We start from the raw sequence: 21,176 nt of genomic DNA on the forward strand, positions 1-21,176 counted from the left end.
GGGCGCCCCGCACGCCGGAGGTCTCCGGGGCGGAAGGTAATCGTGGGGGAAGGCGCCGGGCAGCCCACGAGGCCTTCGGAACCGAAACGCCGGCCGGGGTGCGGACGGTCGAGGTGGCTCCGCGCCGTGCCGCCGCGACCGGTGTCGCACCGGGGGCGGCCCGCCCGCACCGAACAGCCTCTGCGAGCACGTGCACAGGCTGTCGCGACAACGGTGCACGAAGCCCGCCGCTTGTGGCGGCCGGGCATCGCGGCGAGGTGCGCCACCGAGGCTGAAGGAGCCGCGCTCGAACGCCACCTGTATCGGACAGCGGTCCGCGACGGCCGCCGTGCGACCGCCCTCGGCCGGTCCGACCGTGCGCATTTCGGCGGGAGTCCGGGTCGATCCGTGCACCCTGGCGTAGCCGACCAGGATCCTCATGGGATCGGATCACTCCTTCTTCGGCGTAGGAAATCTGGTGTGGAACGCTGTCGGCGCAGACGTGTTCGCGCCCGTGCTCGTGATAGGGGCGGAGTGTTCGAGCGGTCCTTGCCGAGGTGGCACGGGAGGCCGGGACGTGTGCCGGGGCGGGGAGGGGAGGCCTTCCGGGGAAGGCGGGGCTCGATCGACCCGTGTGACGACGGACGTACGCGGCCGGCGCGGGGCGGCGGCCCGACGGCGTACGGCGGAGGGGTGCGGGCCGCACGGCGAAGCCGGTCGCCGCGTGCCGGTGCCCCTGGGCGCGCGGACCCCTTGGCACGGCCCTCACCTCGGATTTCGCTCATGGGTCGCTGATGCGCGCGGTGCTTCGCCGGGGTCCTGGGCTCCGGTCACCCTAAGCCGGGCGGGCAGCATGGAACAGAGGGTGATCGGCCACTCACGGAAGGCGCACCGGAGCGGCGGGATGACGCGAGTCGGCAGCCCGCAGGACCCGCGCGCGGCACGGACGGAGGGGCACCGTGGCTGAAACGCCACGGATCCCGGGCCGGTGGGCGTCCGAACCGTCAAGAGTCCGAACCGGTGCGGGCCCGGAGCGGGCTGGAGGACGAGACTGGGGGCACGAGTGTCGTGGCGGGACAGGGCGCGACGGGCGGGTGGTTGCCCTCCGGGGCCGTCGGCGTGGGCGATACTTGGTGGATCATGCTGCTGGCCGTGCGACCGGGCGGAGGTGAAGCGGATGCGGCACGAGAACCGCGGCGGCGACAACGAGATGCCTGACCGCATACAGCCGTCCGACGTGGAGGACCGTCGCCGGGTCACCGAGGCCTTCACCTCCCTGACCTCGTCCAGCGAAGTACGGCGGGTGCCCGAGCTGCTGTGCGCGGCCTGCGTGGACCTGCTGCCTGTCACCGGCGCCTCGATCTCGATCACCGGCAGCCGCACCGCGCGGGCGCTGTGGTGCGCCAGTGACGACACGGCCGCGCGCCTCGCCGAGGCGCAGTACACGCTGGGTGACGGACCCTGCCAGACCGCCCTCGACCGGGCCGCCCCGGTGCTCGCGCCGGACCTCACCCAGGGTCCCGACGCCCGCCGCTGGCCGGTCTTCGCCCATCAGGCCGTCGAACTGGGCGTGCGGGCGGTCTTCTCGCTGCCCCTGGGTGCCGGCGCGCTCGCGATCGGCACCCTCGACCTCTACCGGGACACCGCCGGCGCCCTGTCGCCGCGTGACCTGCGGATCGCGCTGCTGGCACGGGACGCGGTGACGTTTGCCGTACTGAATCTCGAAGCAGCCTCCGACGGCTTCGTCTCGGGGGACGAAGCAGGAGTAGCGTCATGGGTGGACGCCGCGGAGGCCGACCACGTCGAGGTTCACCAGGCAGTTGGCATGGTCATGGTCCAAATCGGGGTCGATCCCGAGCAGGCACTGGACCGGTTGCGGGCGCACGCCTTCTCAGAAGGGCGGACGGTCACCGAGGTGGCACAGGAGATTCTGGCCCGAACGCTGCGTTTCCAGCCGGAAGCGGACGACAATCAGCAGAAGGGCCGCGGTCGGCTCGGCGACGAAGGAGACGGTGACCGGTCATGACCCGTGAAGAGCAGCTCGCCGAGGCGTTCGTCGGGCTGGCGGACACCCTCGCCGACGGGTTCGACCCGGTGGTCCTGCTGGACCGCCTGGCCGGGCACTGCGTCGGCATCGTGGGTGCCGACACGGTCAGCGTCATGATGGCCACGGTCCGCGGCGACCTTCGTACGATGTCGGTCTCCGCCCACGCCGCGTCGGCCGAACTCGTCCAGACCCAGACCAGGGAAGGCCCCGGCCGGGACTGCTACCGGACCCGGCTGCCGGTGGACGCCACCCATCTCGACGACCTCGACGGCCGGTGGCCGCGGTTCACGGCCCAGGCCCAGGAAGCCGGTTACGGCGCCGCGCACGCGCTGCCGCTGCGGGTCAACCACCAGACCATCGGGTCCGTGAGCCTCCTGCTCGCCGCGCCGGCCGGACTCCTGCCGGGCGATCTGCGCCTCGCCCAGGCGCTCGCCGACGTGGCCGCCGTGGCGCTGGTCCACTGGAGCCCAGACCCCGCCAGGCCCATGGACATCCTCACCCATGTCCAGGCGGCCGTCGCCGCCAAGGCCACCGTCGAGATGGCGCAGGGCATGCTGGCCGAGCACGGGCAGCTCGAACCCGCACGGGCGATGGAGGCCCTGCTCGCCTACAGCGGCCGCAACGGCAACCGGCTGACCGCGACCGCGCAGGCCCTGGTCCGCCGCACCCTCGAACCGGCCGCGGTGCTCGCCGCCCTGGGATGACCCCGGCCTGTACGAGCCGTCGCGTACGCCCCCTGCGCCACGGCGTGCGCAGGGGCGCCCGATCCATGCAAGTACCACCAAGAAGCACCCCGTGTACGGCGTACGACCGTGTTTGACCGGGCACGATGGTGAGTATCACTTCGGTGCCGCCCAAGACCCTGGTGGCGTCCGCCGCGCGTCCCCCCAGTCGCGTCCTCGCGTTTGCCGTCACTCCTGGAAAGAACACTGAGGTGGGCCATGGGCACCCATCACGTCACCTTCGGCCTGCGCCACCGGACCGCGGGAGACACGCTGTTACTCCTGCCCCGCGGTGAGCTGGACGCCTGGGCCGACCAGGAACTGTTCCCGCAGGTGGCCGAACTCCTCGACCGTCCCCGCGACCGGGCCCTGACCGGTGTCGTCGTCGACCTCGGCGCGGTGACCTTCCTCGACGCCGGCGGTCTGCGCCTGCTGGTGCGCCTCAGGAACCGGACATGCCTGAGCGGCCTCGAACTGCGGCTCGCCCGCACCCCCGCCAAGGTCCGCCGCGTCCTGCGTCTCTCCCGGCTCGAACGCACCTTCACGTTCCTCGACGAACCCAGATCACCCTGCGACAAGGCCTCCGGGCGCGGTGTGACCGCCTGACCGGCCGGCGTCTTGCCGGGACTCCTCCGCCGTACGAGAGTGGGAAGGCGCTCCCGCGCCGGGATCACCCGGTCCGGGGGCACCCGCCCAGGACCCCGGCAGGCACCCCCACATCGGATGCGATCCGAGCGCGCCCCCGCGGGCGTGCGCGGGCGCCGACGGAGGGCCGAAGCGTGGACGGACGTCACCGGAGCGGGCCGGAGCACCCGGCCCGGCCGGCCGGGCAGGACCACCGGACCCGGCTGACCGAGCAGGAGTGCCGGGAGGTCCTGGCCCGCACGGCAGCCGCCCGACTGGCCGTCACCCGCCGTGGTCTGCCCCGTATCGAACTGGTCGGACTGGTCCACTTCGACGGCGAACCGGTGGCGCTCCTGCCCGAGGACAGCCCCGTCGCCCGCGTGCTGTCCGAGGTGATCTCCCCGCGCAGGCTCGTCGCGCTGCAGACCGACGATCTGACCGACTCCCGGCGCGAGGTGCACAGCGTCACCGCCGTCGCCCGGCCCCGCTGGATCGTAGGCTTCGACGACGTGCGCGAGTGCCGGCGCATAGCTGAGGCCCGGGGGCTCGACGTCAGGGCCGACACCTGGTTCCTGGCCATGACCCACCCCATGCTCGTGGGCCGGCGGGTCCCCCTGCGCGGTCCGGGGCACGTGCCGCAGGACCACGCGCGGACGTGAGTCCGGCCTGAGCCGGTGCCGGCCCTCGCGCGGGCGTGCGCTGCCGGAACCGCCCGTGCGCCGCTGAAACCGTCCTCGTTTCTATGAGCTACGGTCCATCAAATCTGTAAACTGGGTTGCAGGTTTGTGCCAAGCCGGATTTCTGAAGGCCTCAACGGGGGGATGGTCGTGCCGACCCTGCCGATCGACGACGAGAACGCGGCGCTCTACACCATCGGCCAGGTCGCCGACATGCTCGGCGTGCAGCTCGCCTTCCTGCGCCGGCTGGACGAGCAGCGCGTGATCGTTCCCGTCCGGTCGGCCGGCGGTCAGCGCCGCTACACCCGCAGGGAGATCGGCCAGGTGACCGAGACGCTCGCCCTGATCGAGGAGGGCGTCACCCTGGCCGGCGTACGGCATGTGCTGACGCTCCGGCACCGGGTCGCCCAACTGGAGTCCGACCTGGCCGAGTTGCGGCAGGAACGACACGTCGGCTGCGGTCGCGCGGCGAGGGGCTGACGGGCGCCGTTCGTCAGGGAGTGGCGCCCTGCGGGTCGGCGGCGGCCGACAGCATGGGCGCGCTGTGCCGCTCCGGCCGGTGGCCGCCGGCGTCGGGGACCGGGCTGCGGGGCGAGCCGGGCATGCCGGGCAGCGGCACGGGGCGGCGGGCCGCGAGACGGCCCGCCGGGCGGTGGCCGCAACGGCCGCAGACGGGCGCGCTGTCGGCGCTGTACGGCGACGGCACACTGCGGTTGTCGCAGGAGAAGTACTCCCACTCGTGACCGAAGCCGTCCATGAAGCGCTGCACGTCGTAGTCGACGGTCCAGCGGTCCTGGCACTGGCCGCAGGTGAACTCGACCCGCTCCACAGCCAGTTCGGTGATCATGCCCTCACCCCTCCCGCGTCATCGTTCTCTATACTCCGCCGACCAGGGGTTGACAACAATCAGCTCAACTTCTTTTCCCTCCCATGGGGAGGTTCCCTGTATGCGCGGTGCACAGAAAACGACCGCACCCGGACCGCGACGGACGCCGGGTTCGGCGGCCTGCGGACCGGGTGCGGTCGGGAAGGCGCTGCGGTTGGAGCAACCGCAGGTCAGAGAGCTTGACGCGAGGTCAGGCCTTCTTGGTCTCCCAGAAGATCTTGTCGATCTGGGCGATGTAGTCGAGAGCCTTCTGGCCCGTCGCCGGGTCGGTCGAGGCCTTCGCGGCCGAGAGGGCCTTGAGGGCGTCGTTGACCAGCTGGTGCAGCTCCGGGTACTTCTCGAAGTGCGGGGGCTTGAAGTAGTCGCTCCAGAGCACCGACACGTGATGCTTGGCGAGCTCGGCGCGCTGCTCCTTGATGACGGTGGCGCGGGCCTGGAAGTGCGGGTCGTCGTTGGCGGCCATCTTGTCCTGGACGGCCTTCACCGACTCCGCCTCGATGCGGGCCTGGGCGGGGTCGTACACACCACAGGGCAGGTCGCAGTGTGCGCTGACCTTGACCTTGGGGGCAAACAGGCGGGAAAGCATTGAGCTGTCCTTCCTCGTGATCGTCTTCTCAGGTGGGACATTACTCCGTGAGGGACGGGTTTTCGCGAGTGCCCCCATGGGCTTAGGACAAAAGTCCAGGGTCAGACTGGGACTCGTGGAGGATAGGACCGGGGAGGTGCCGGGATGCCGGAGCTGTCGCAGGAGACCGAGCGCGTGAGGGGCGTCCTGCCGTTCGGGGCCGCCGAGGTGACGGGGCCGTCCATGGCGCCCACGCTGCTGCACGGGGATCAACTCGTCGTGCAGTACGGGGCCAGGGTCAGGCCCGGTGACGTCGTCGTCCTGCGTCATCCGTTCCAGCAGGACCTGCTGGTCGTGAAACGGGCGGCCGAGCGGCGCGAGGGTGGCTGGTGGGTGCTCGGCGACAACGCGTTCGCCGGCGGGGACAGCAGGGACTACGGAACCGTGCCCGAGGAGCTCGTCCTCGGGAAGGTGCGGTTCCGCTACCGCCCGCCGGAGAAGGGTCAGCGTTCACCGTTCGCGGTCGCGCGCTGGGTGTGGTCGGCCGCACGGCCGGTGCTCTCCGGCCGGTCCTCCGCCTCCAGGCGCTTGCGGGCGCGGTAGGCGGCGACGTTCGCCCGGGTCGCGCAGCGGTCCGAGCAGTAGCGCCGGGAGCGGTTCGTCGAGGTGTCGAGGTAGGCGTTGCGGCACGGCGGTGCCTCGCACAGGCCCAGGCGGTCCACGCCGTACTCGGTGAGGTGGAAGGCCAGGCCCATCGCGGCGATCGCGGCGTACCCGGCGGTCGCGTTCGACGGGTGGTCCGCCAGGTGCATGTGCCACAGCGGGCGGCCGTTGTCGTCCCGGAAGTCGTGGCCCGAGATCTGCGGGCTGACCGGGAACTCCAGCAGCAGCGAGTTCAGCAGGTCCACGGCGAGCGTCTCGTCGCCGCCGTCGGCGGCCTCGAAGACCGCGCGCAGCCGGGCCCGTACGCCGCGGAAGCGGGTCACGTCCGAGTCGTTGGCGCGGCGGGCCGCCGACGAGTTGCCCCCGAAGAGGTCACGGACGGCCTCGACCGACGTGAGCGTGTCCTTGCCCCGGGCCGGTTCCTCGCTGTTGACGAGACGGACGGCGTAATCCGAGTAATAGGCCAGTTCCACTTGTAGTCCTTACGGGGGCGCTCTATGGTCGTGGTGCGGGCACGTAATGGCTGATGGCGCTTCCAGGGTATTACATCCTGGAGTCGAAAGGGGCTAACATGACGACCACCCTCGGGTCCGACTGGCAGGCGTGGCAGGAGAGCTGGGACCGGCAGCAGGAGTGGTACCTCCCGGACCGCGAGGAGCGCTTCCGGGTCATGCTCGACATGGTCGAGGCTCTGGTGGGCCCCGAACCACGGGTCCTGGACCTCGCGTGCGGTACGGGAAGTATCACGGCCCGGCTCCTCGAAAGGTTCCCGAAGGCGGTCAGTACCGGCGTTGATCTCGATCCGGCGCTCCTGACCATCGCCGAGGGCACTTTCGCGGGCGACGACCGGGTCGCGTTCGTCACGGCCGACCTCAAGGACCCCGAGTGGGTCTCACTGCTGCCGTACGAGTCGTACGACGCCGTCCTCACCGCGACCGCGCTGCACTGGCTGCACAGTGAGCCGCTGGCGGCGCTGTACGGGCAGGTCGCCGGGGTCGTCCGGGAGGGTGGCGTGTTCATGAACGCGGACCACATGATCGACGAGACGACTCCGCTGATCAACGCGGCGGACCGGGCGCAGCGGCATGCGCGGATGGAGGCGGCGAAGGCCGCCGGGGTGCTCGACTGGGCGTCGTGGTGGGCGCTGGCCGCGGCCGACCCCGTGCTCGCCGGGCCGACGGCTCGTCGCTTCGAGATCTACGGGGAGCATGCGGACGGGGACACGCCTTCTGCCTCGTGGCACGCGGGGGCCCTGCGGGCGGCGGGGTTCGGGGAGGCGCGGGAGGTGTGGCGGTCACCGTCCGACGCGCTGGTCCTGGCCGTCCGGTAACCGACTTCCCCTCGCCCCCGCCGCCCCTACCCTCCCCGTCACTGCATGGGGCTGCGCCCCTCGCCCCTGATCGCGCTACGCACTCGTCCTCAAACGCCGGACGGGCTGGGTGGGGGTGGGGCTGCGGGGGTGGGTGGGCATCGGCCTGAACGGCCTCGTCCTCAAACGCCGGACAGGCTGAGAAGCACACGCCGGTCGGCAGGCTGAAAGGCAGGGGCGCAGCCCCGCCTTTCAGGGGCGCGGGGAACTGCGCGGCCAGCCCCCACCGGACCCGCAGATCACTCTCAACCCGGCGGTAGCCGTACGCGGCCAGCCCCCACCGGACCCGCAGGTGAGCGTCGACCCGGCGGTAGCCGCTACGCGGAGGGGCGGTACGGGAAAACCCGTACCGCCCCTCCGCGTATCCGCCCGACCGCCGGACGGCTAAAGCACCTTCGACAGGAACGACTGCGTCCGTTCGTGCTGCGGGTTCGTCAGGACCTCCCGCGGGTGGCCCGACTCGACCACCACACCCTCGTCCATGAAGACCAGCGAATCGCCGACCTCCCGGGCGAAGCCCATCTCGTGGGTGACGACCACCATCGTCATGCCCGACTCCGCGAGGTCGCGCATGACGTCGAGGACGTCACCGACCAGCTCCGGGTCGAGCGCGGACGTCGGCTCGTCGAACAGCATCAGCTTCGGCTCCATCGCGAGCGCCCGCGCGATCGCGACCCGCTGCTGCTGCCCACCCGAGAGCTGCGAGGGGTAGTTCCCCGCCTTGTCGGCCAGACCGACCCGCTCCAGGAGCTGACCGGCCCGCTCACGCGCCTGCGCCTTGCTCACGCCCTTGACCTGGACCGGCGCCTCCATGACGTTCTCCAGCGCCGTCATGTGCGGGAACAGGTTGAACCGCTGGAACACCATGCCGATGTCCCGCCGCTTCAGCGCGACCTCGCTGTCCTTGAGCTCGTACAGCTTGTCGCCCTTCTGGCGGTAGCCGACCAGCTCCCCGTCGACGTACAGCCGCCCGGCGTTCACCTTCTCCAGATGGTTGATGCACCGCAGGAACGTCGACTTGCCCGAGCCGGACGGGCCGATCAGGCAGAAGACCTCGCTGGGCTTCACTTCGAGGTCGATGCCCTTGAGGACCTCGACCGGGCCGAAGGACTTGTGGACGCCCTCGGCCTTCACCATCGCCGTGCCGGAGCCCGCCCCGGGCACGTTCTTCGTCAGGTTCGCGTCGGCGCTCATGCGCTGGCTCCTCCGCCCGAGCGGTTGGACAGGGACAGCATGTTCGCCTTGATCTTCTGGAACGGGGTGGCCGGCAGCGCACGGCTCGAACCGCGGGCGTAGTACCGCTCGACGTAGTACTGCCCGACGCTGAGCACCGAGGTCAGGACCAGGTACCAGGCGGCGGCCAGGAAGTACATCTCCACGGGTGCGCCCGACGACTGCCCGATGTCCTGCGCGTACCGGAACAGTTCGGAGAACTGGACCACCGACACCAGCGAGGTCGTCTTCAGCATGTTGATGACCTCGTTGCCCGTGGGGGGCACGATCACGCGCATCGCCTGCGGGATCACGATCCGCCGCAGGGTCTTGCTGTGGCTCATGCCCAGGGCGTGCGAGGCCTCGGACTGGCCCTCGTCGACCGAGAGCAGACCCGCGCGGCAGATCTCCGCCATGTACGCGGCCTCGTTCAGGCCGAGCCCGAGGAGCGCCGTCAGCAGCGGCGTCATGAAGCTCGACCAGTAGTCCTTGTAGATCGGACCGAGGTTGATGTACTGGAAGACCAGGCCCAGGTTGAACCAGACCACGAGCTGGACCAGGACCGGGGTGCCCCGGAAGAACCAGATGTAGAACCACGCGATCGACGACGTCACCGGGTTCTTCGACAGGCGCATCACCGCGAGGAGGATGCCGCCCGCGATGCCGATGACCATCGACAGGACGGTGAGCAGCATCGTCTGGCCGACGCCCTTGATGATGCGGTCGTCGAAGAAGTAGTCCGGTACGGCACCCCAGTTGATCTTGCCCTGGGCGAACGCGTAGATGATCGAGACGAAGATCGCGATCGCGATGACGGCCGAGACGTACCGCCCGTAGTGCCGGACCGGGATGGCCTTGATGGCCTCCGGGCCGCCCGGGGGAGTGTCCTGGGGACCGGCCGTCTTGTCGATGTCAACAGTCACGGATGTTGCCTTTCAGCGCCGCCGGCTACGCGGTCACTTGCCGCCGTTGAGGGTGGCTTCCTTCACGGCGCCGGCGCCGACGCCCCACTTCGCGATGATCTTGTCGTACTCGCCGTTCTTGATGACCGCGTCGAGCGCCGCCTGCAGGGCGTCCCGCAGCTCGGTGTTCGACTTGGCGACCGCGATGCCGTACGGGGCGGCCTCGACCTGCTCCCCGACGACCTCGAAGTCCTTGCCGCCGCCCGAGGTCTTCGCCGCGTACGCCGCCACGGGGAAGTCCGAGGAACCGGCGTCGGCGCCACCGGCGCGCAGCCGGGTCTGGGCCTGCTGGTCGTTGTCGAACGCCTCGATGGAGAGCTTCTTGCCGGCCGGACACTTCTTCGCCTGGTCCTTGGCGAGGTCGTTCGAGACGGTGTTGCGCTGCACCACGACCTTCTTGCCGCACAGGTCGTCCCAGGTCTTGATGCCCTGGTCGGCGCCCTGCTTGGTGTAGATCGAGACACCCGCGGTGAAGTAGTCGAGGAAGTCGACGCCCTCGCCGACCTTCTTGCCGGTCTCGGCGTCGATGCCCTCCTGGCGGTCCTTGGTGTCCGTCATCGCCGACATCGCGATGTCGTACCGCTTGGAGCGCAGGCCGGTGAGCAGGGTGTCGAACGTGCCGTTCTCGAACTCGAACTTCACGCCGAGCTGCTTGCCCATGGCGTCGGCGAGGTCGGGGTCGATGCCCACGGTCTTGCCGGAGTCGTCCTTGAACTCGACGGGCGCGTACGCGATGTCCGAGCCGACCTTGATGACGCCCTTGTCGCGGACGGCCTTGGGCAGCTTGTCGGCCAGCGGGGCCGCACTGGAGTCGGCGGTGTCCGAGCTGCCGCTGTCCTTGTCCTTGGTCTGGTCACCGCAGCCGGTGAGCAGCAGGGCGCCTGCGACCGCGATCGCACCGACCGCGGCTATCCGGGACTGCGCGGCGGTCGTACGACGGGTGGAGCGTGCGGTCATGGTGGGTTCCTCCGGCGGGTGGGTGGAGTTGCCGATGGGTCGGCAGTAGCCGATGGGTCGACGAGAACACACACCTTCGGGTGTCGCGACCTCGTGTGATTAGGGCATCTTGCCATTCGGACTCGTCCCTTCAGGGTGCCCGCCATGTCAAAATCGGATAACGGGTGACCCCCTAACCGGACCGAAGCGGTCCGGCTCGACCGGATCTTGTGCGGAAAACCTCCGCGAGGGCCGGAGGATCTTCTGCGGATCCCGCCGTACGTGCGGCCACATCTGTGCACTTGCGACACCATGGCGCCTATCGGCGGATTGTTCGTGAAGTGGGCTTGTTCGATGTATTCGGTCATGAGTCATGTCACCGGTATGTGACCTTCACGCTCCGGTATACGAGCCCGGCCCCCGCGATATGAGGGTCCCGGCCCTCCGGTGCGCGAGCTTCGGCCGCCCGTGTGTGACCTTCGCTCTATCGACTCGTCCGCGATGCGGTCCGTCCGGTAAGAAGGTTCCTTACACCCCTCATCCGGGGCTCAGGGCGCGTGTGCGGCGCGCCCGTCGCGCATGTTCCGTACTTAACAGTCATCAGGGACACGTGCGGTGCCCGCCCGTTCCTCACCAGGAGCGGCAACCCTCAACCAAGAAGACTTAAGGGGTAAAACAAAGTGGCAGCGGAGATCGTCAATCCTCGCAGCGACAGCAGTACGGATCAGGACGGCGGGGCGGAGCCCCTCGATTCCTTCGACCCGGCGTTCGCGCTGCACCGTGGCGGGAAGATGGCCGTGCAGGCCACCGTGCCCGTCCGTGACAAGGACGACCTGTCCCTCGCGTACACGCCCGGCGTCGCGAAGGTCTGCATGGCCATCGCGGAGCAGCCGGAACTCGTCCACGACTACACGTGGAAGTCGTCCGTGGTCGCCGTCGTGACGGACGGGACCGCCGTGCTCGGTCTCGGTGACATCGGGCCCGAGGCCTCGCTCCCCGTCATGGAGGGCAAGGCGATCCTGTTCAAGCAGTTCGGCGGCGTCGACGCTGTGCCGATCGCGCTGGACTGCACGGGCGTCGACGAGATCGTCGAGACCGTCGTGCGCCTCGCGCCGTCCTTCGGCGGCGTGAACCTGGAGGACATCTCGGCACCCCGGTGCTTCGAGATCGAGCGCCGGCTGCAGGAACGGCTGGACATCCCCGTCTTCCACGACGACCAGCACGGTACGGCCGTCGTCACGCTGGCCGCCCTGCGGAACGCGGCACGGCTGACCGGGCGCTCGCTCGGCCAGCTGCGGGCCGTGATCTCGGGCGCCGGTGCGGCCGGGGTGGCCATCGCCAAGTTCCTGCTCGAGGCGGGGCTCGGGGACGTCGCCGTCGCGGACCGCAAGGGCATCGTGTCGACCGACCGGGACGATCTGACCCCGGTCAAGCGGGACCTCGCCGTCATGACCAACAAGGCGGGTCTCTCCGGCTCCCTGGAGTCCGCGCTCGCGGGCGCCGACGTCTTCATCGGCGTCTCCGGCGGTACGGTGCCGGAGCCGGCCGTGGCCTCCATGGCCGAGGGTGCCTTCGTCTTCGCCATGGCGAACCCGAACCCCGAGGTGCACCCCGACGTCGCCCACAAGTACGCGGCGGTCGTCGCCACCGGGCGCTCGGACTACCCGAACCAGATCAACAACGTGCTGGCCTTCCCCGGGATCTTCGCGGGAGCGCTGCAGGTGCGGGCCTCCCGGATCACCGAGGGCATGAAGATCGCGGCGGCCGAGGCGCTGGCCGCGGTCGTCGGGGACGACCTGGCCGCGGACTACGTGATTCCGTCACCGTTCGACGAGCGGGTCGCTCCGGCGGTCACCGCGGCGGTCGCGGCGGCGGCACGGGCGGAGGGCGTGGCGCGGCGCTAGCCGCGCGGGTTTTTCGACTGTCGGCTTCGGGTCCCGTCCTGGTGGGCGGGGCCCGAAGTCGTGCGCGCGGGGAATTTCTTGCCGGGGTTCGTCCGGGCGGATGGACGGCGATCCGTTCGCGAATGTCGAGAACGGGCTCCCAGGGGCACGGTGGCCCCGATCGACCTCGATCGACCTCGATCGTCATGGACCCGCAGCAGATCGCAGGGGTGGTGGGGGTGGTGTGTTGCGTGCGGGCGGGTTTGGGTTGCTCGCGCAGTTCCCCGCGCCCCTAAAAGGCAAGAGCCGGGGCGCAGCCCCGGTCTGTCTGGGGGCGCGGGGAACTGCGCGGCCAGCCGCGACGGCGGGTCAGCCGACGACGCTCCTCAGGGGCGCGGGGAACGGCGCAATCTTTGGGGCTCGGGAGGGGGCAGCGTGGGCTGCCCAGGCGCGCGTGGGGGCGAGGCCCGGCGGGGGACGCGTGTCACAGGGGGAAGGCGTTCCGCCAGGCGCGCCCGCAACCTAGGGTCGGCACATGTTCGCCGCCTACGCCGCCCGCATCGACCGCGACCACCCCCTCAACGGCCTGGAACTGGGTGACCGCCCCACCCCCACCTCCCGCCCCGGCTGGACGACCGTCAACGTCAAAGCCGCCTCCCTGAACCACCACGACCTCTGGTCGCTGCGCGGAGTCGGCCTCGCCGAGGACAAGCTGCCGATGATCCTCGGCTGCGACGCCGCGGGCATCGACGAGGACGGCAACGAAGTCGTCCTGCACTCCGTCATCGGGCAGACGGGCCACGGGGTCGGCCCGAAGGAGCCCCGCTCCATCCTCACCGAGCGCTACCAGGGAACCTTCGCGGAGCAGGTCTCCGTCCCCACCTGGAACGTCCTGCCCAAGCCCGCCGAGCTCTCCTTCGAAGAGGCCGCCTGTCTGCCCACCGCCTGGCTGACGGCGTACCGCATGCTCTTCACCAACGCCGGTGTACGCCCCGGCGACTCCGTTCTCGTCCAGGGAGCCGGCGGCGGTGTCGCCACGGCCGCGATCGCGCTCGGCAAGGCCGCGGGGCTGCGCGTCTTCGCCACCAGCCGCGACGAGGCGAAGCGCAAGCGCGCCCTGGAACTCGGCGCCGTCGAAGCCGTCGAGTCCGGTGCCCGGCTGCCGCACCGCGTGGACGCCGTCATCGAGACCGTCGGCGCCGCCACCTGGTCCCACTCGGTCAAGTCCCTCAAGCCGGGCGGCACCCTGGTCATCTCTGGTGCCACGAGCGGTGACCGCCCCCCGCACGCCGAACTGACCCGCATCTTCTTCCTCGAACTCAAGGTCGTCGGCTCCACGATGGGCACCAAGGACGAACTGGAGGACCTCCTCTCCTTCTGCGCCGCCACCGGTGTACGCCCCGTCATCGACGAAGTCCTCCCGCTGGACCGAGCCCGCGAGGGCTTCGAGCGGATGGAGTCGGGCGAACTCTTCGGCAAGGTCGTGCTGGCCACCTCCTGACCCGCCTGCCCTCTGACGCCCCATGGCCCTTGCCTGCCTCCCAGGTCGCCAACCCGGGCCGTCAATCGGGGTTGACAACTCTTTGCGCGTCAACCTAAGTTGACGCCATGACCGAAGCAACGGATCTCGCCGAGCGCGCGGGCGACCGCGATCCGCGGATCGGACTGCGGGCCGTGACCGCGTTGCGGCGGCTCCTGGAGCAGCTCGAAGCGGTGCAGGTGCGCAGCGCGCGCAATCAGGGTTGGTCGTGGCAGGAGATCGCCGCGGAACTGGGTGTCAGCAGGCAGGCCGTGCACAAGAAGTACGGGAGGCAGTGATGTTCGAACGGTTCACGAAGGACGCCCGCGCGGTGGTCCTCGGCGCGGTCGGCCATGCCGAACGCCTGGACGCGGAGACAGTCGAGGAACAGCACCTGCTGCTGGGACTCCTCGACCGCGAGGCCAGCCGCGCGTCGTTCGCCCTGACGTCGCTGGGGCTCGGAGGCCGCAGGGAGTCCGTCCAGCAGGCCCTGGCCGAGGCGCGCCGCCGCGGCGGCCTCTCCCGCGCCGACACCGACGCCCTCTCGGGACTGGGCATCGACGTCTCGGCGATCGTCTCCCGCGTCGAGGAGGCCCACGGCGAGGGCGCCTTGGAGGCCACGCAAGGGAACGCGACGGGCGACGGCAGCGACGGTGGGCGTGGCAAGGGGTGGTGGGCCGGGTTCGTCGGTCAGCGGCGTCCCTTCGCGCGAGGGGCCAAAGACGTCCTCACCGAGTCCCTGCGCATGGCCCTCGCCCAGCAGGACCGGCACATCGGCGACGAGCACCTCCTCCTTGCGCTCGCCGCACGCCCCGGTGTCCCGTCGGAGGTCCTTGCCGACCACGGCGTGACCTACGTGGCACTGCGCCGCGTGCTGTACGGCGGGGGAGAGGCCAAGGCGAGCTGAGGGGGAGGGGAGGCGAGGCGGTCCGCTCCCGGACCGCCTCCACCGTCGCTCAGCCCTTGGGCGTCCGCAGCACCGCACCTATGTGCGCCGCGGCCGACGACAGGTGCCTGCGGGCATCGCGCAGTTGTTGCTCCGTCACCCCGTGATCGCGGGCCGCGTCGCGGATGTCGTCGCGGAAGCGGTCCAGCAGGCGGTCCAGGTCCCGGGTGGGATCGCCCGTCGAGTCCTCATGGGCCCAGGAGGGCTCGTAACCGGCGGGGAAGTCCTCAGGAGTGTCCGTGTAGTCGGGCTGAGCGGGTTGACCGGGCTGGCCGGGCTGGCCGGGCTTCCTCGTCCCCGTCCCGGCACCCGATCCCGCGCCCGGCCGGCCGAAGCCGAAGTCCTTCCCGAACTCCTTGCCGAAGTCCTTGCCGAAATCGCCGAACTCCTTGGCGAGCTCGGTGAGGCCCTCCCGGACCCCCGTCGGCCAGTCGCCGTGGGTGAAGTGGTCCTGCACCTGGTCCTGGACGCGCTTGGCGATGCGCTGGAGCTCCTCCTGCGCCTGCGCCCGCACCCGCTCCTGGGCCTCCTTGGCCTGGTGCCGGGTCCGCGTGGCCTCCTCGCGGGCCCGCCGGCTCTCGTCCTTGGCCCGCCGGGCCTGCTCCTTCCACTCCTGCTTGACGCGACGCATCTCCTCCTTGGCCGCGCGCCAGGCCTCCTTGTCCCCGAGGTCCGTGAAGTCGCCGTTGGCGCCCTCGCGTTCGCCGTGGGCCTTGGCGCCGGCTCCCGCGGAACCCTGGCGGGCCTCGCTCGCCGCGGCCCGCATCTCGCGGCGCAGATCCCCCGCGGCGCCGCGCACGTCGGCTCGGATCTCGGCGGCCAACTCGGCGACCGATTCGCGGATCTCCAGCTCCAGGTCGGCCAGTTCGCCACTGCGGTCGGCCAGCTCGGCACGGCCGGCGTCCGTGATCGCGTACACCTTCCGGCCGCCCTCGGTGGTGTGGGTGACCAGACCCTCGGCCTCCAGCTTGGCCAGCCGGGGATAGACGGTGCCGGCCGACGGCGCGTACAGCCCCTGGAAGCGCTCCTCCAGGAGGCGGATCACTTCGTAACCGTGGCGTGGTGCCTCTTCGAGCAGCTTGAGGAGGTAGAGCCGCAGGCGGCCATGGGCAAAGACGGGAGCCATGTCAGAGCCCCTTCTGGTGGGTCGGGCCGTCGGGTGATCCGTCGGTGGCGTCAGTGGTGGTGGCGGCGCCGGAGACGTCGGAGGGTGGGCGTTGAGCGGGGGTGGAGGGGGTGGCTGACGCGGGCGTCCCGGAGGCGGGTCCGGTTCCTGATGGGGTGGGAGCCGCGTCCGCGTCCCGTGGACCATCCTCTCCGACGTCCGCCCTCTTCTTGAAATCCACTTCCTCGTCCCACGGCTCGTCCTCCGCGGGGGGCCTGCGCAGCAGGGCGATCGAACCGGAGACGGTGGTCGCCTTCAGGCGGCCGTTCCCCGCGCCGAGCCTGCCGGTGATCTTCTTGGCGCCCCACCGGCCGTCGATCCGCAGGTCCTCGAAGGCGCTGGAGACCGTTCCGCTCGCCGAGTCCACCTCGACCTCCGCGTCCGCCGGATGCGGCAGGCGGACGGCGATCTCGCCCGAGATGCTGGTCAGCCGTATGTCGCTGGACCGGCCGGCCGGGTCGAGGTCGACGATCACGGAGCCGCTGACCGAGTCGACCCGCACGGACCGGCTGGAGCCGTCGATGACGGTCAGGTCGCCCGAGATGGAGTTGAGCCGGAGGTCGCCGGTGAGGGCCTGGACCTCCACGTTCCCCGACACTGTGTCCGCGCGGACCGGGCCCGAGAGTCCCACGAGTGTGGTGTCGCCGGAGATGCCCTTCACCACCGCGCGGCCGTCGATGCCGGAGACCACGGCGGTGGCGCTGACGACGCCCACCTCTACGCGTGTGCGGGCGGGTACGGCCAGGGAGACCACCGCGCTGCGGCGCCAGCCCTTGCGGTCGAGCCACTTGAGGAACCCCTTCCAGGGCAGGTCCTCGTACGCGACCGTCAGGGTGCCGTCCTCCTGCGTGACCATCAGGGGCGGTCCCTCTATCGAGGAGACTTCGAGGTGGGCGGGGCCCTCGTCGATCCCCACCACGTTCACCGTGCCGCTGGCGATGCGTACGTGGAGAGCCGTCACCGGTTCGTCGAATGTGAGCTTCCTTGGCTCTGCGACGGACCACTCGGACATGGTGCTGACCTCCTCGGCAGGGGCGTACACGACGACGCGCCATATCGCGTCTTCTGATAGACACGATATATCGCGGATGTCGGAAGTCAAGGCACTCGTTCTGGTGATCTGCAGGCTGCCAATGGCGCTAAATGTGGATAATTCGATCTCGTGACGTCCGTCGAAGGCCGGGGCTGCTGCTCCGCAGCGGGGACGTCCCGCCATATCGCGACCGGATGTTTCTCGCCCCCGCCGCCCCTTCCCATTCCCGTCCACGCATGGGGGCTGCGCCCCCTCGCCCCCTGATCGCGCTGCGCGCTCGTCCTCAAACGCCGGACGGGCTGGGTGGTCGTCGGACCGGCTGGGTGGTCGTCGGGCGGGCTGAAGCGAAGGGGGGTTACTCGTCGTCCTCGTCCTCGTCGTCCAGGCGGGCCAGCCAGGTTGCCAGGCGTTCCACTGGGATCTCGAAGTCCGGGTTGAGGTCGACGAAAGTGCGCAGTTGCTCGGCGAGCCACTCGAAAGTGACCTCTTCCTGGCCGCGCCGCTTCTCAAGTTCCTCGATACCGCGGTCGGTGAAGTACATGCGTAGTGCTCCGTCGTCCTCGCTGAAAGTCTGTACAGCAGGATAGGCGGAGCGCGTCCGGGCTTCTGGAGCACACTGGCTCGATGCCCGCCGCGCCGGTTGGGTATGTCCTACGGGACGGTAGGGCCTCGAAGACGGCCCGGCCGCCACCACCGGTCACGGTGTGACGCCGTGGACCGGAAGGAGGGAGTCAGGGGATGGGCGAACAGGACGACGCACAGGGGGCCGAGGCGCCGCTGCCGGATCTTCTCGCGATGGGGCTCGCGGAACTGAGGGCGATCGACCATCCTGTGCTCGCCGAGGTGCTGGCGGAACTCCGGGAGAGGGCGGAGCAGCCGAGCGAGGTGCTGTGGGGGTTCAACAACGCTTTCTGAGGCGCCGTGTGAGTCGTGAAGGCCCCGGTCGTACCTGCCGGTTCCGGTCGATCCGTCGGTTGAACCGGACAGGTTCGACAGGGTTGCGTTTGTCATGGCAAAGGCGGCGGGAATGACGCTGCCGAGGTCACTCGCGAAGAGTAATTGCTGTCGCGGCCTTCGGTGCCGCGACAGCAAAGGGCGAGGCGGCATCACGGGACGCGGGGAGAACGGGACGCGGGGAGAGAAGCCGACACTTTGGGGGTGGCGCGGTGGACGGCCAAGTGATTCCCACACCGGCACATGTCTCAGCCGTACCATTTCGGCAGTTCATCGTGAAAGTTCACGGTCGGTGCAATCTCGCCTGCCGTTACTGTTACCTCTTCGAAGGCCCCGACGGCGGCTACAGGGACCGGCCGGCCGCTACGCCGCCCGATGTGCTGGAGCAGGCCGCGTATCGCATCGGGGAGCACGCGGCCGTACATGGGCTGACCGCGCTCTCCCTGGTTCTGCACGGCGGTGAACCCCTTCTCGCAGGGGTGGACACGCTCGTCCGTTTCACTTCCCGTGTCCGCCGCAGCGTCCCCCGGGCCTGTGCGGTGCACCCGACCGTGCAGACCAACGCGACCCTCTTGACCGCACACCGGGTGGGGGTGCTCGCCCGCCACGGCATCAGCATCGGCATCAGCCTCGACGGGGGGCTGCCCGCGCACAACGCCCAACGTGTCGACCACTCCGGCCGCCCGTCCTGGCAGGCCGCGGTGCGTGGCGCGCGTCTGCTCGCCGATCACCATCGGGATGCGTACGCCGGCGTGCTGACGGTGGTCGACCCGCTCACCGATCCCGTCGTCGTCTACGAGTCCCTGCTCGCCCTGCGCCCCCCGGCCCTCGACCTGCTGCTGCCGCACGGGAACTGGTCCGCTCCACCGCCCCACATCGAGCCCGAGGCGGGTGGGGACGGCCTCCATCCGGTACGGACGCCGTACGGCGACTGGTTGTGCGCTGTCTTCGACCGGTGGTGGGCCGGTCGGCGCAAGGAGACCCGGGTGCGTCTCTTCGAGGAATGCATCGCCCTGCTCATGGGGCTGCCCGCGGCCACCGAGTCGCTGGGGCTCGCCCCGTTCGACGCCGTGGTCGTCGAGACCGACGGAAGCATCGAACAGGTCGATTCCCTGAAGTCCGCATTCGACGGCGCGGCCCGGACGGGCCTCGACGTCTTCCGGCACGGTTTCGACGAAGCGCTGCTTCATCCCGGCGTCGCGGCCCGGCAGGCGGGTGCCGCGGGGCTGGCGGCCGACTGCCGGGCCTGCCCTCTGCTCGCGGTGTGCGGCGGCGGCCACTATGCCCATCGTTACCGCGCGGGGGAGGGCTTCGCCAACCCTTCTGTCTACTGTCACGATTTGCAACGCTTCATCCGGCATGTGGCCCAGCGACTCGCGACCGCGACGGCAACAGCGACGGCAGCAACAGCGACGGCATCGGACCGCGTCCTGACCGATCCGGACGTTCACGGAGGAGACGCGCCTTGATCCCGTCGGTGCTGACCGAGCGGGCCTTGAGCGAACTGGGCCGTACGGCAGGCGGGCCCGACACGCTCGCCCTTCTGCAACGAGACCAGCACCTGCGACGCCTGCTCCTGCTCCGGGCGATCCTGGACGCCGTCGACGCGGCCGACCCGGAGGTGTGCCCTGCGCAGCTGCGCGACAGGCTGAGGGAGGACTGGACGTTGCTGGAGGAGGCGGACAGGGAGCTGAGGGCGGAAGTTCCGGCGCACGGTGAGAGGGGCGGCGTCCGTCTGTCTCCCGCCCGAACTCTGCTCCTGTACCCCCTTGTCGGCCCGTGGGGCCGGAGCTGCCTGCGCGCACTCGGCGCGGTACCGGCCTCCCGCGCGGCGCGTCGACAGCAGGCCGATACCGTGCGCCGCGGCCTCGCCCACTTCAGCGCGCTCGCCGCGGCGGCCGCGGTACGGGCGGGGGTGCCCTTTTCCGTGCGGCTGACCGCGACAGAAGGCGCGCTGCACCTGCCGTCGCTGGGGGCGCTGCGCACGGTCGAGCCCGGGGACGGGGCTGTGGGCGTCGTCCACCGCGACGGCCGTACGGTCCTTCGCCGACGCGGCTGCGCCGATGTCGTGGTGCACGACGCGAAGAGCGGTGCGGACCCCGGCGCCGGCGCGGCCACCCACTCCCGGGCCGAGTCCTGGGCCCCGGCCTACAGCTTGCCGAGCCTGCTGCCCGGCTCCGCCTCCGCCTCCGTACCCCTCGACGACCTCGATCCCTACCGCATGGCGCAGGGCGACCTTCGCAGTCAAGGACTGAGCGGACCGGCGACCCTTGACGGAGCGGACCGTGAGCGGTGGCTCCGTTCCTGGTCGGGGGTGCTTGCGATGCTTCGGCTCGGAGGCGAGCACCGGGTGACGGAGGTCGTTGCGCTCCTGCGCTGTTTGGTGCCGCTGGTCGCGCCGCCGGACCCCGAGGTCCAGGGCCGAGCGGCAGGGAGCTGCAGCGGGACCCGGAGGGAGGCTTTCGGTGCCGTACTCAGCAGTACGCCGCCGACGCCGGCCACTTTTGCGGCGACCCTCGTGCACGAGGTGCAGCACGCCAAGCTCGCCGCTCTGAGCGACATGGTGGTCTTGCATCGGGAAGGTCCGCAGGAACGGTACTTCGCTCCGTGGCGCCCGGATCCCAGGCCGTACGACGGACTGCTGCAGGGGGTGTACAGCCATGTGGCGCTCGCGGACTTCTTCCAGAGGTGCGCGCTGACCGTCGCCGCCCGTCCCGGGCAGAGAGAGGCGGCCTGGCGGGAACACGCCCGCTATCGGGAGCAGGTGCGGGTGACGCTGCCGGTGGTCGCCGAGGCGGACTCCCTCACGTCGTGGGGGCGTCGGCTGGTCGACCAGTTGGCCGGCGAATGTGAGCGGATGGGCGAGAACCCTCCTCCCCGCGGTGCCCGGATCAGAGCCGAGGCGGCCGTGAATACCGCTCGCGCGCTCTGGCTTCGCTCCCGTGCGCCCTCCGAATGAGCGGACAATGGGTGCGATCAAAACGACGTGAAGTGTTTTAAAGAGTCACAATTGGTTGATAAATGGATGCAAAAT

23 protein-coding genes are annotated in these 21,176 nt (G+C 70.4%); 14 read left to right on the forward strand and 9 right to left on the reverse strand.

From position 1 onward, the window contains the following. The first annotated feature begins 1,156 nt into the window (after nucleotides 1–1,156). The 5 genes from ACZ60E_RS22285 (at nucleotide 1,157) to ACZ60E_RS22305 (ending at nucleotide 4,529) form a co-directional block, all read left to right on the forward strand. Nucleotides 1,157–2,005, forward strand: a complete 849-nt coding sequence (locus ACZ60E_RS22285) for a GAF and ANTAR domain-containing protein (protein ID WP_384803373.1) — start codon at nucleotides 1,157–1,159, stop codon at nucleotides 2,003–2,005. Then, nucleotides 2,002–2,730 (forward strand): GAF domain-containing protein, encoded by a 729-nt coding sequence (locus tag ACZ60E_RS22290; RefSeq protein WP_469442563.1) that lies wholly within the window; start codon nucleotides 2,002–2,004, stop codon nucleotides 2,728–2,730. The genes ACZ60E_RS22285 and ACZ60E_RS22290 overlap by 4 nt, the downstream gene beginning before the upstream one ends. A 237-nt stretch (nucleotides 2,731–2,967) precedes the next feature. Further along, nucleotides 2,968–3,354 carry an STAS domain-containing protein gene (locus ACZ60E_RS22295; protein ID WP_469442565.1) on the forward strand — a complete coding sequence of 129 codons (387 nt, stop codon included), beginning with the start codon at nucleotides 2,968–2,970 and terminating at the stop codon, nucleotides 3,352–3,354. Between the two features lie 173 nt (nucleotides 3,355–3,527). After that, nucleotides 3,528–4,031, forward strand: coding sequence for a hypothetical protein (locus tag ACZ60E_RS22300; RefSeq protein ID WP_469442567.1), 504 nt, complete (start codon nucleotides 3,528–3,530; stop codon nucleotides 4,029–4,031). A gap of 168 nt (nucleotides 4,032–4,199) precedes the next feature. Then, nucleotides 4,200–4,529: a MerR family transcriptional regulator gene (locus tag ACZ60E_RS22305; protein ID WP_384803361.1), complete on the forward strand. Its 330-nt coding sequence runs from the start codon at nucleotides 4,200–4,202 to the stop codon at nucleotides 4,527–4,529. Between the two features lie 13 nt (nucleotides 4,530–4,542). Here ACZ60E_RS22305 and ACZ60E_RS22310 read toward each other — a convergent pair whose 3' ends face one another. Continuing rightward, the gene (locus tag ACZ60E_RS22310; RefSeq protein ID WP_469442569.1) at nucleotides 4,543–4,896 is read right to left on the reverse strand and encodes a hypothetical protein; all 354 of its coding nucleotides are present in this window, start codon (nucleotides 4,894–4,896) and stop codon (nucleotides 4,543–4,545) included. Nucleotides 4,897–5,125: 229 nt separating this feature from the next. Further along, a complete protein-coding gene (gene sodN, locus ACZ60E_RS22315) occupies nucleotides 5,126–5,521 on the reverse strand; it encodes a superoxide dismutase, Ni (protein ID WP_005480378.1) in 396 nt (131 codons plus the stop codon). Between the two features lie 144 nt (nucleotides 5,522–5,665). Here sodN and sodX point away from each other — a divergent pair, with 144 nt between their 5' ends. Then, nucleotides 5,666–6,103, forward strand: a complete 438-nt coding sequence (sodX, locus tag ACZ60E_RS22320; RefSeq protein WP_384803355.1) for a nickel-type superoxide dismutase maturation protease — start codon at nucleotides 5,666–5,668, stop codon at nucleotides 6,101–6,103. Here sodX and ACZ60E_RS22325 read toward each other — a convergent pair. After that, nucleotides 6,004–6,636 (reverse strand): CGNR zinc finger domain-containing protein, encoded by a 633-nt coding sequence (locus ACZ60E_RS22325; protein ID WP_384803352.1) that lies wholly within the window; start codon nucleotides 6,634–6,636, stop codon nucleotides 6,004–6,006. The genes sodX and ACZ60E_RS22325 overlap by 100 nt on opposite strands. 98 nt (nucleotides 6,637–6,734) lie before the next feature. Here ACZ60E_RS22325 and ACZ60E_RS22330 point away from each other — a divergent pair, with 98 nt between their 5' ends. Further along, nucleotides 6,735–7,493 carry a class I SAM-dependent methyltransferase gene (locus ACZ60E_RS22330; protein ID WP_469442571.1) on the forward strand — a complete coding sequence of 253 codons (759 nt, stop codon included), beginning with the start codon at nucleotides 6,735–6,737 and terminating at the stop codon, nucleotides 7,491–7,493. 423 nt (nucleotides 7,494–7,916) lie between these two features. On the opposite strand, the gene ACZ60E_RS22335 is transcribed toward ACZ60E_RS22330, so the two are convergent. Genes ACZ60E_RS22335 through ACZ60E_RS22345 form a run of 3 tightly spaced genes read right to left on the reverse strand, consistent with a single transcriptional unit; the run spans nucleotide 7,917 to nucleotide 10,663 of the window. Further along, complete coding sequence (locus ACZ60E_RS22335) at nucleotides 7,917–8,669, reverse strand: amino acid ABC transporter ATP-binding protein (protein ID WP_210890593.1); 753 nt, start codon at nucleotides 8,667–8,669, stop codon at nucleotides 7,917–7,919. Between the two features lie 53 nt (nucleotides 8,670–8,722). Beyond that, on the reverse strand, nucleotides 8,723–9,667 hold the full coding sequence (locus tag ACZ60E_RS22340) for an amino acid ABC transporter permease (RefSeq protein ID WP_384803346.1): 945 nt from the start codon (nucleotides 9,665–9,667) through the stop codon (nucleotides 8,723–8,725). A gap of 33 nt (nucleotides 9,668–9,700) precedes the next feature. Further along, nucleotides 9,701–10,663: an ABC transporter substrate-binding protein gene (locus ACZ60E_RS22345; RefSeq protein ID WP_384803343.1), complete on the reverse strand. Its 963-nt coding sequence runs from the start codon at nucleotides 10,661–10,663 to the stop codon at nucleotides 9,701–9,703. A gap of 659 nt (nucleotides 10,664–11,322) precedes the next feature. Between ACZ60E_RS22345 and ACZ60E_RS22350 the strand changes: the two genes are divergently transcribed. The 4 genes from ACZ60E_RS22350 (at nucleotide 11,323) to ACZ60E_RS22365 (ending at nucleotide 14,951) form a co-directional block, all read left to right on the forward strand. Next, a complete protein-coding gene (locus ACZ60E_RS22350; protein WP_384803340.1) occupies nucleotides 11,323–12,546 on the forward strand; it encodes an NAD(P)-dependent malic enzyme in 1,224 nt (407 codons plus the stop codon). Nucleotides 12,547–13,060: 514 nt separating this feature from the next. Beyond that, nucleotides 13,061–14,026 (forward strand): zinc-binding dehydrogenase, encoded by a 966-nt coding sequence (locus ACZ60E_RS22355; RefSeq protein ID WP_469442575.1) that lies wholly within the window; start codon nucleotides 13,061–13,063, stop codon nucleotides 14,024–14,026. 107 nt (nucleotides 14,027–14,133) lie between these two features. Then, a complete protein-coding gene (locus ACZ60E_RS22360) occupies nucleotides 14,134–14,343 on the forward strand; it encodes a helix-turn-helix domain-containing protein (RefSeq protein WP_107021356.1) in 210 nt (69 codons plus the stop codon). Continuing rightward, nucleotides 14,343–14,951: a Clp protease N-terminal domain-containing protein gene (locus ACZ60E_RS22365; protein WP_469442576.1), complete on the forward strand. Its 609-nt coding sequence runs from the start codon at nucleotides 14,343–14,345 to the stop codon at nucleotides 14,949–14,951. The genes ACZ60E_RS22360 and ACZ60E_RS22365 overlap by 1 nt, the downstream gene beginning before the upstream one ends. A 49-nt stretch (nucleotides 14,952–15,000) precedes the next feature. Here ACZ60E_RS22365 and ACZ60E_RS22370 read toward each other — a convergent pair whose 3' ends face one another. The 3 genes from ACZ60E_RS22370 to ACZ60E_RS22380 form a co-directional block, all read right to left on the reverse strand. Further along, a complete protein-coding gene (locus ACZ60E_RS22370) occupies nucleotides 15,001–16,116 on the reverse strand; it encodes a PadR family transcriptional regulator (RefSeq protein WP_469442578.1) in 1,116 nt (371 codons plus the stop codon). Nucleotide 16,117: 1 nt separating this feature from the next. After that, nucleotides 16,118–17,167, reverse strand: coding sequence for a DUF4097 family beta strand repeat-containing protein (locus ACZ60E_RS22375; RefSeq protein ID WP_469442580.1), 1,050 nt, complete (start codon nucleotides 17,165–17,167; stop codon nucleotides 16,118–16,120). A gap of 376 nt (nucleotides 17,168–17,543) precedes the next feature. Continuing rightward, the gene (locus ACZ60E_RS22380) at nucleotides 17,544–17,729 is read right to left on the reverse strand and encodes a DUF6104 family protein (RefSeq protein ID WP_267027230.1); all 186 of its coding nucleotides are present in this window, start codon (nucleotides 17,727–17,729) and stop codon (nucleotides 17,544–17,546) included. Nucleotides 17,730–17,926: 197 nt separating this feature from the next. Here ACZ60E_RS22380 and fxsA point away from each other — a divergent pair, with 197 nt between their 5' ends. From fxsA to ACZ60E_RS22395, 3 genes are all read left to right on the forward strand, one after another. Then, nucleotides 17,927–18,103, forward strand: a complete 177-nt coding sequence (gene fxsA, locus ACZ60E_RS22385) for an FxSxx-COOH cyclophane-containing RiPP peptide (RefSeq protein ID WP_469442582.1) — start codon at nucleotides 17,927–17,929, stop codon at nucleotides 18,101–18,103. A gap of 251 nt (nucleotides 18,104–18,354) precedes the next feature. Further along, on the forward strand, nucleotides 18,355–19,611 hold the full coding sequence (locus ACZ60E_RS22390; protein WP_469442584.1) for an FxsB family cyclophane-forming radical SAM/SPASM peptide maturase: 1,257 nt from the start codon (nucleotides 18,355–18,357) through the stop codon (nucleotides 19,609–19,611). Further along, nucleotides 19,608–21,101 (forward strand): aKG-HExxH-type peptide beta-hydroxylase, encoded by a 1,494-nt coding sequence (locus ACZ60E_RS22395; protein WP_469442586.1) that lies wholly within the window; start codon nucleotides 19,608–19,610, stop codon nucleotides 21,099–21,101. The genes ACZ60E_RS22390 and ACZ60E_RS22395 overlap by 4 nt, the downstream gene beginning before the upstream one ends. Nucleotides 21,102–21,176 lie beyond the last annotated feature (75 nt).

It is taken from the genome of Streptomyces sp. NPDC102514 (assembly GCF_055584525.1).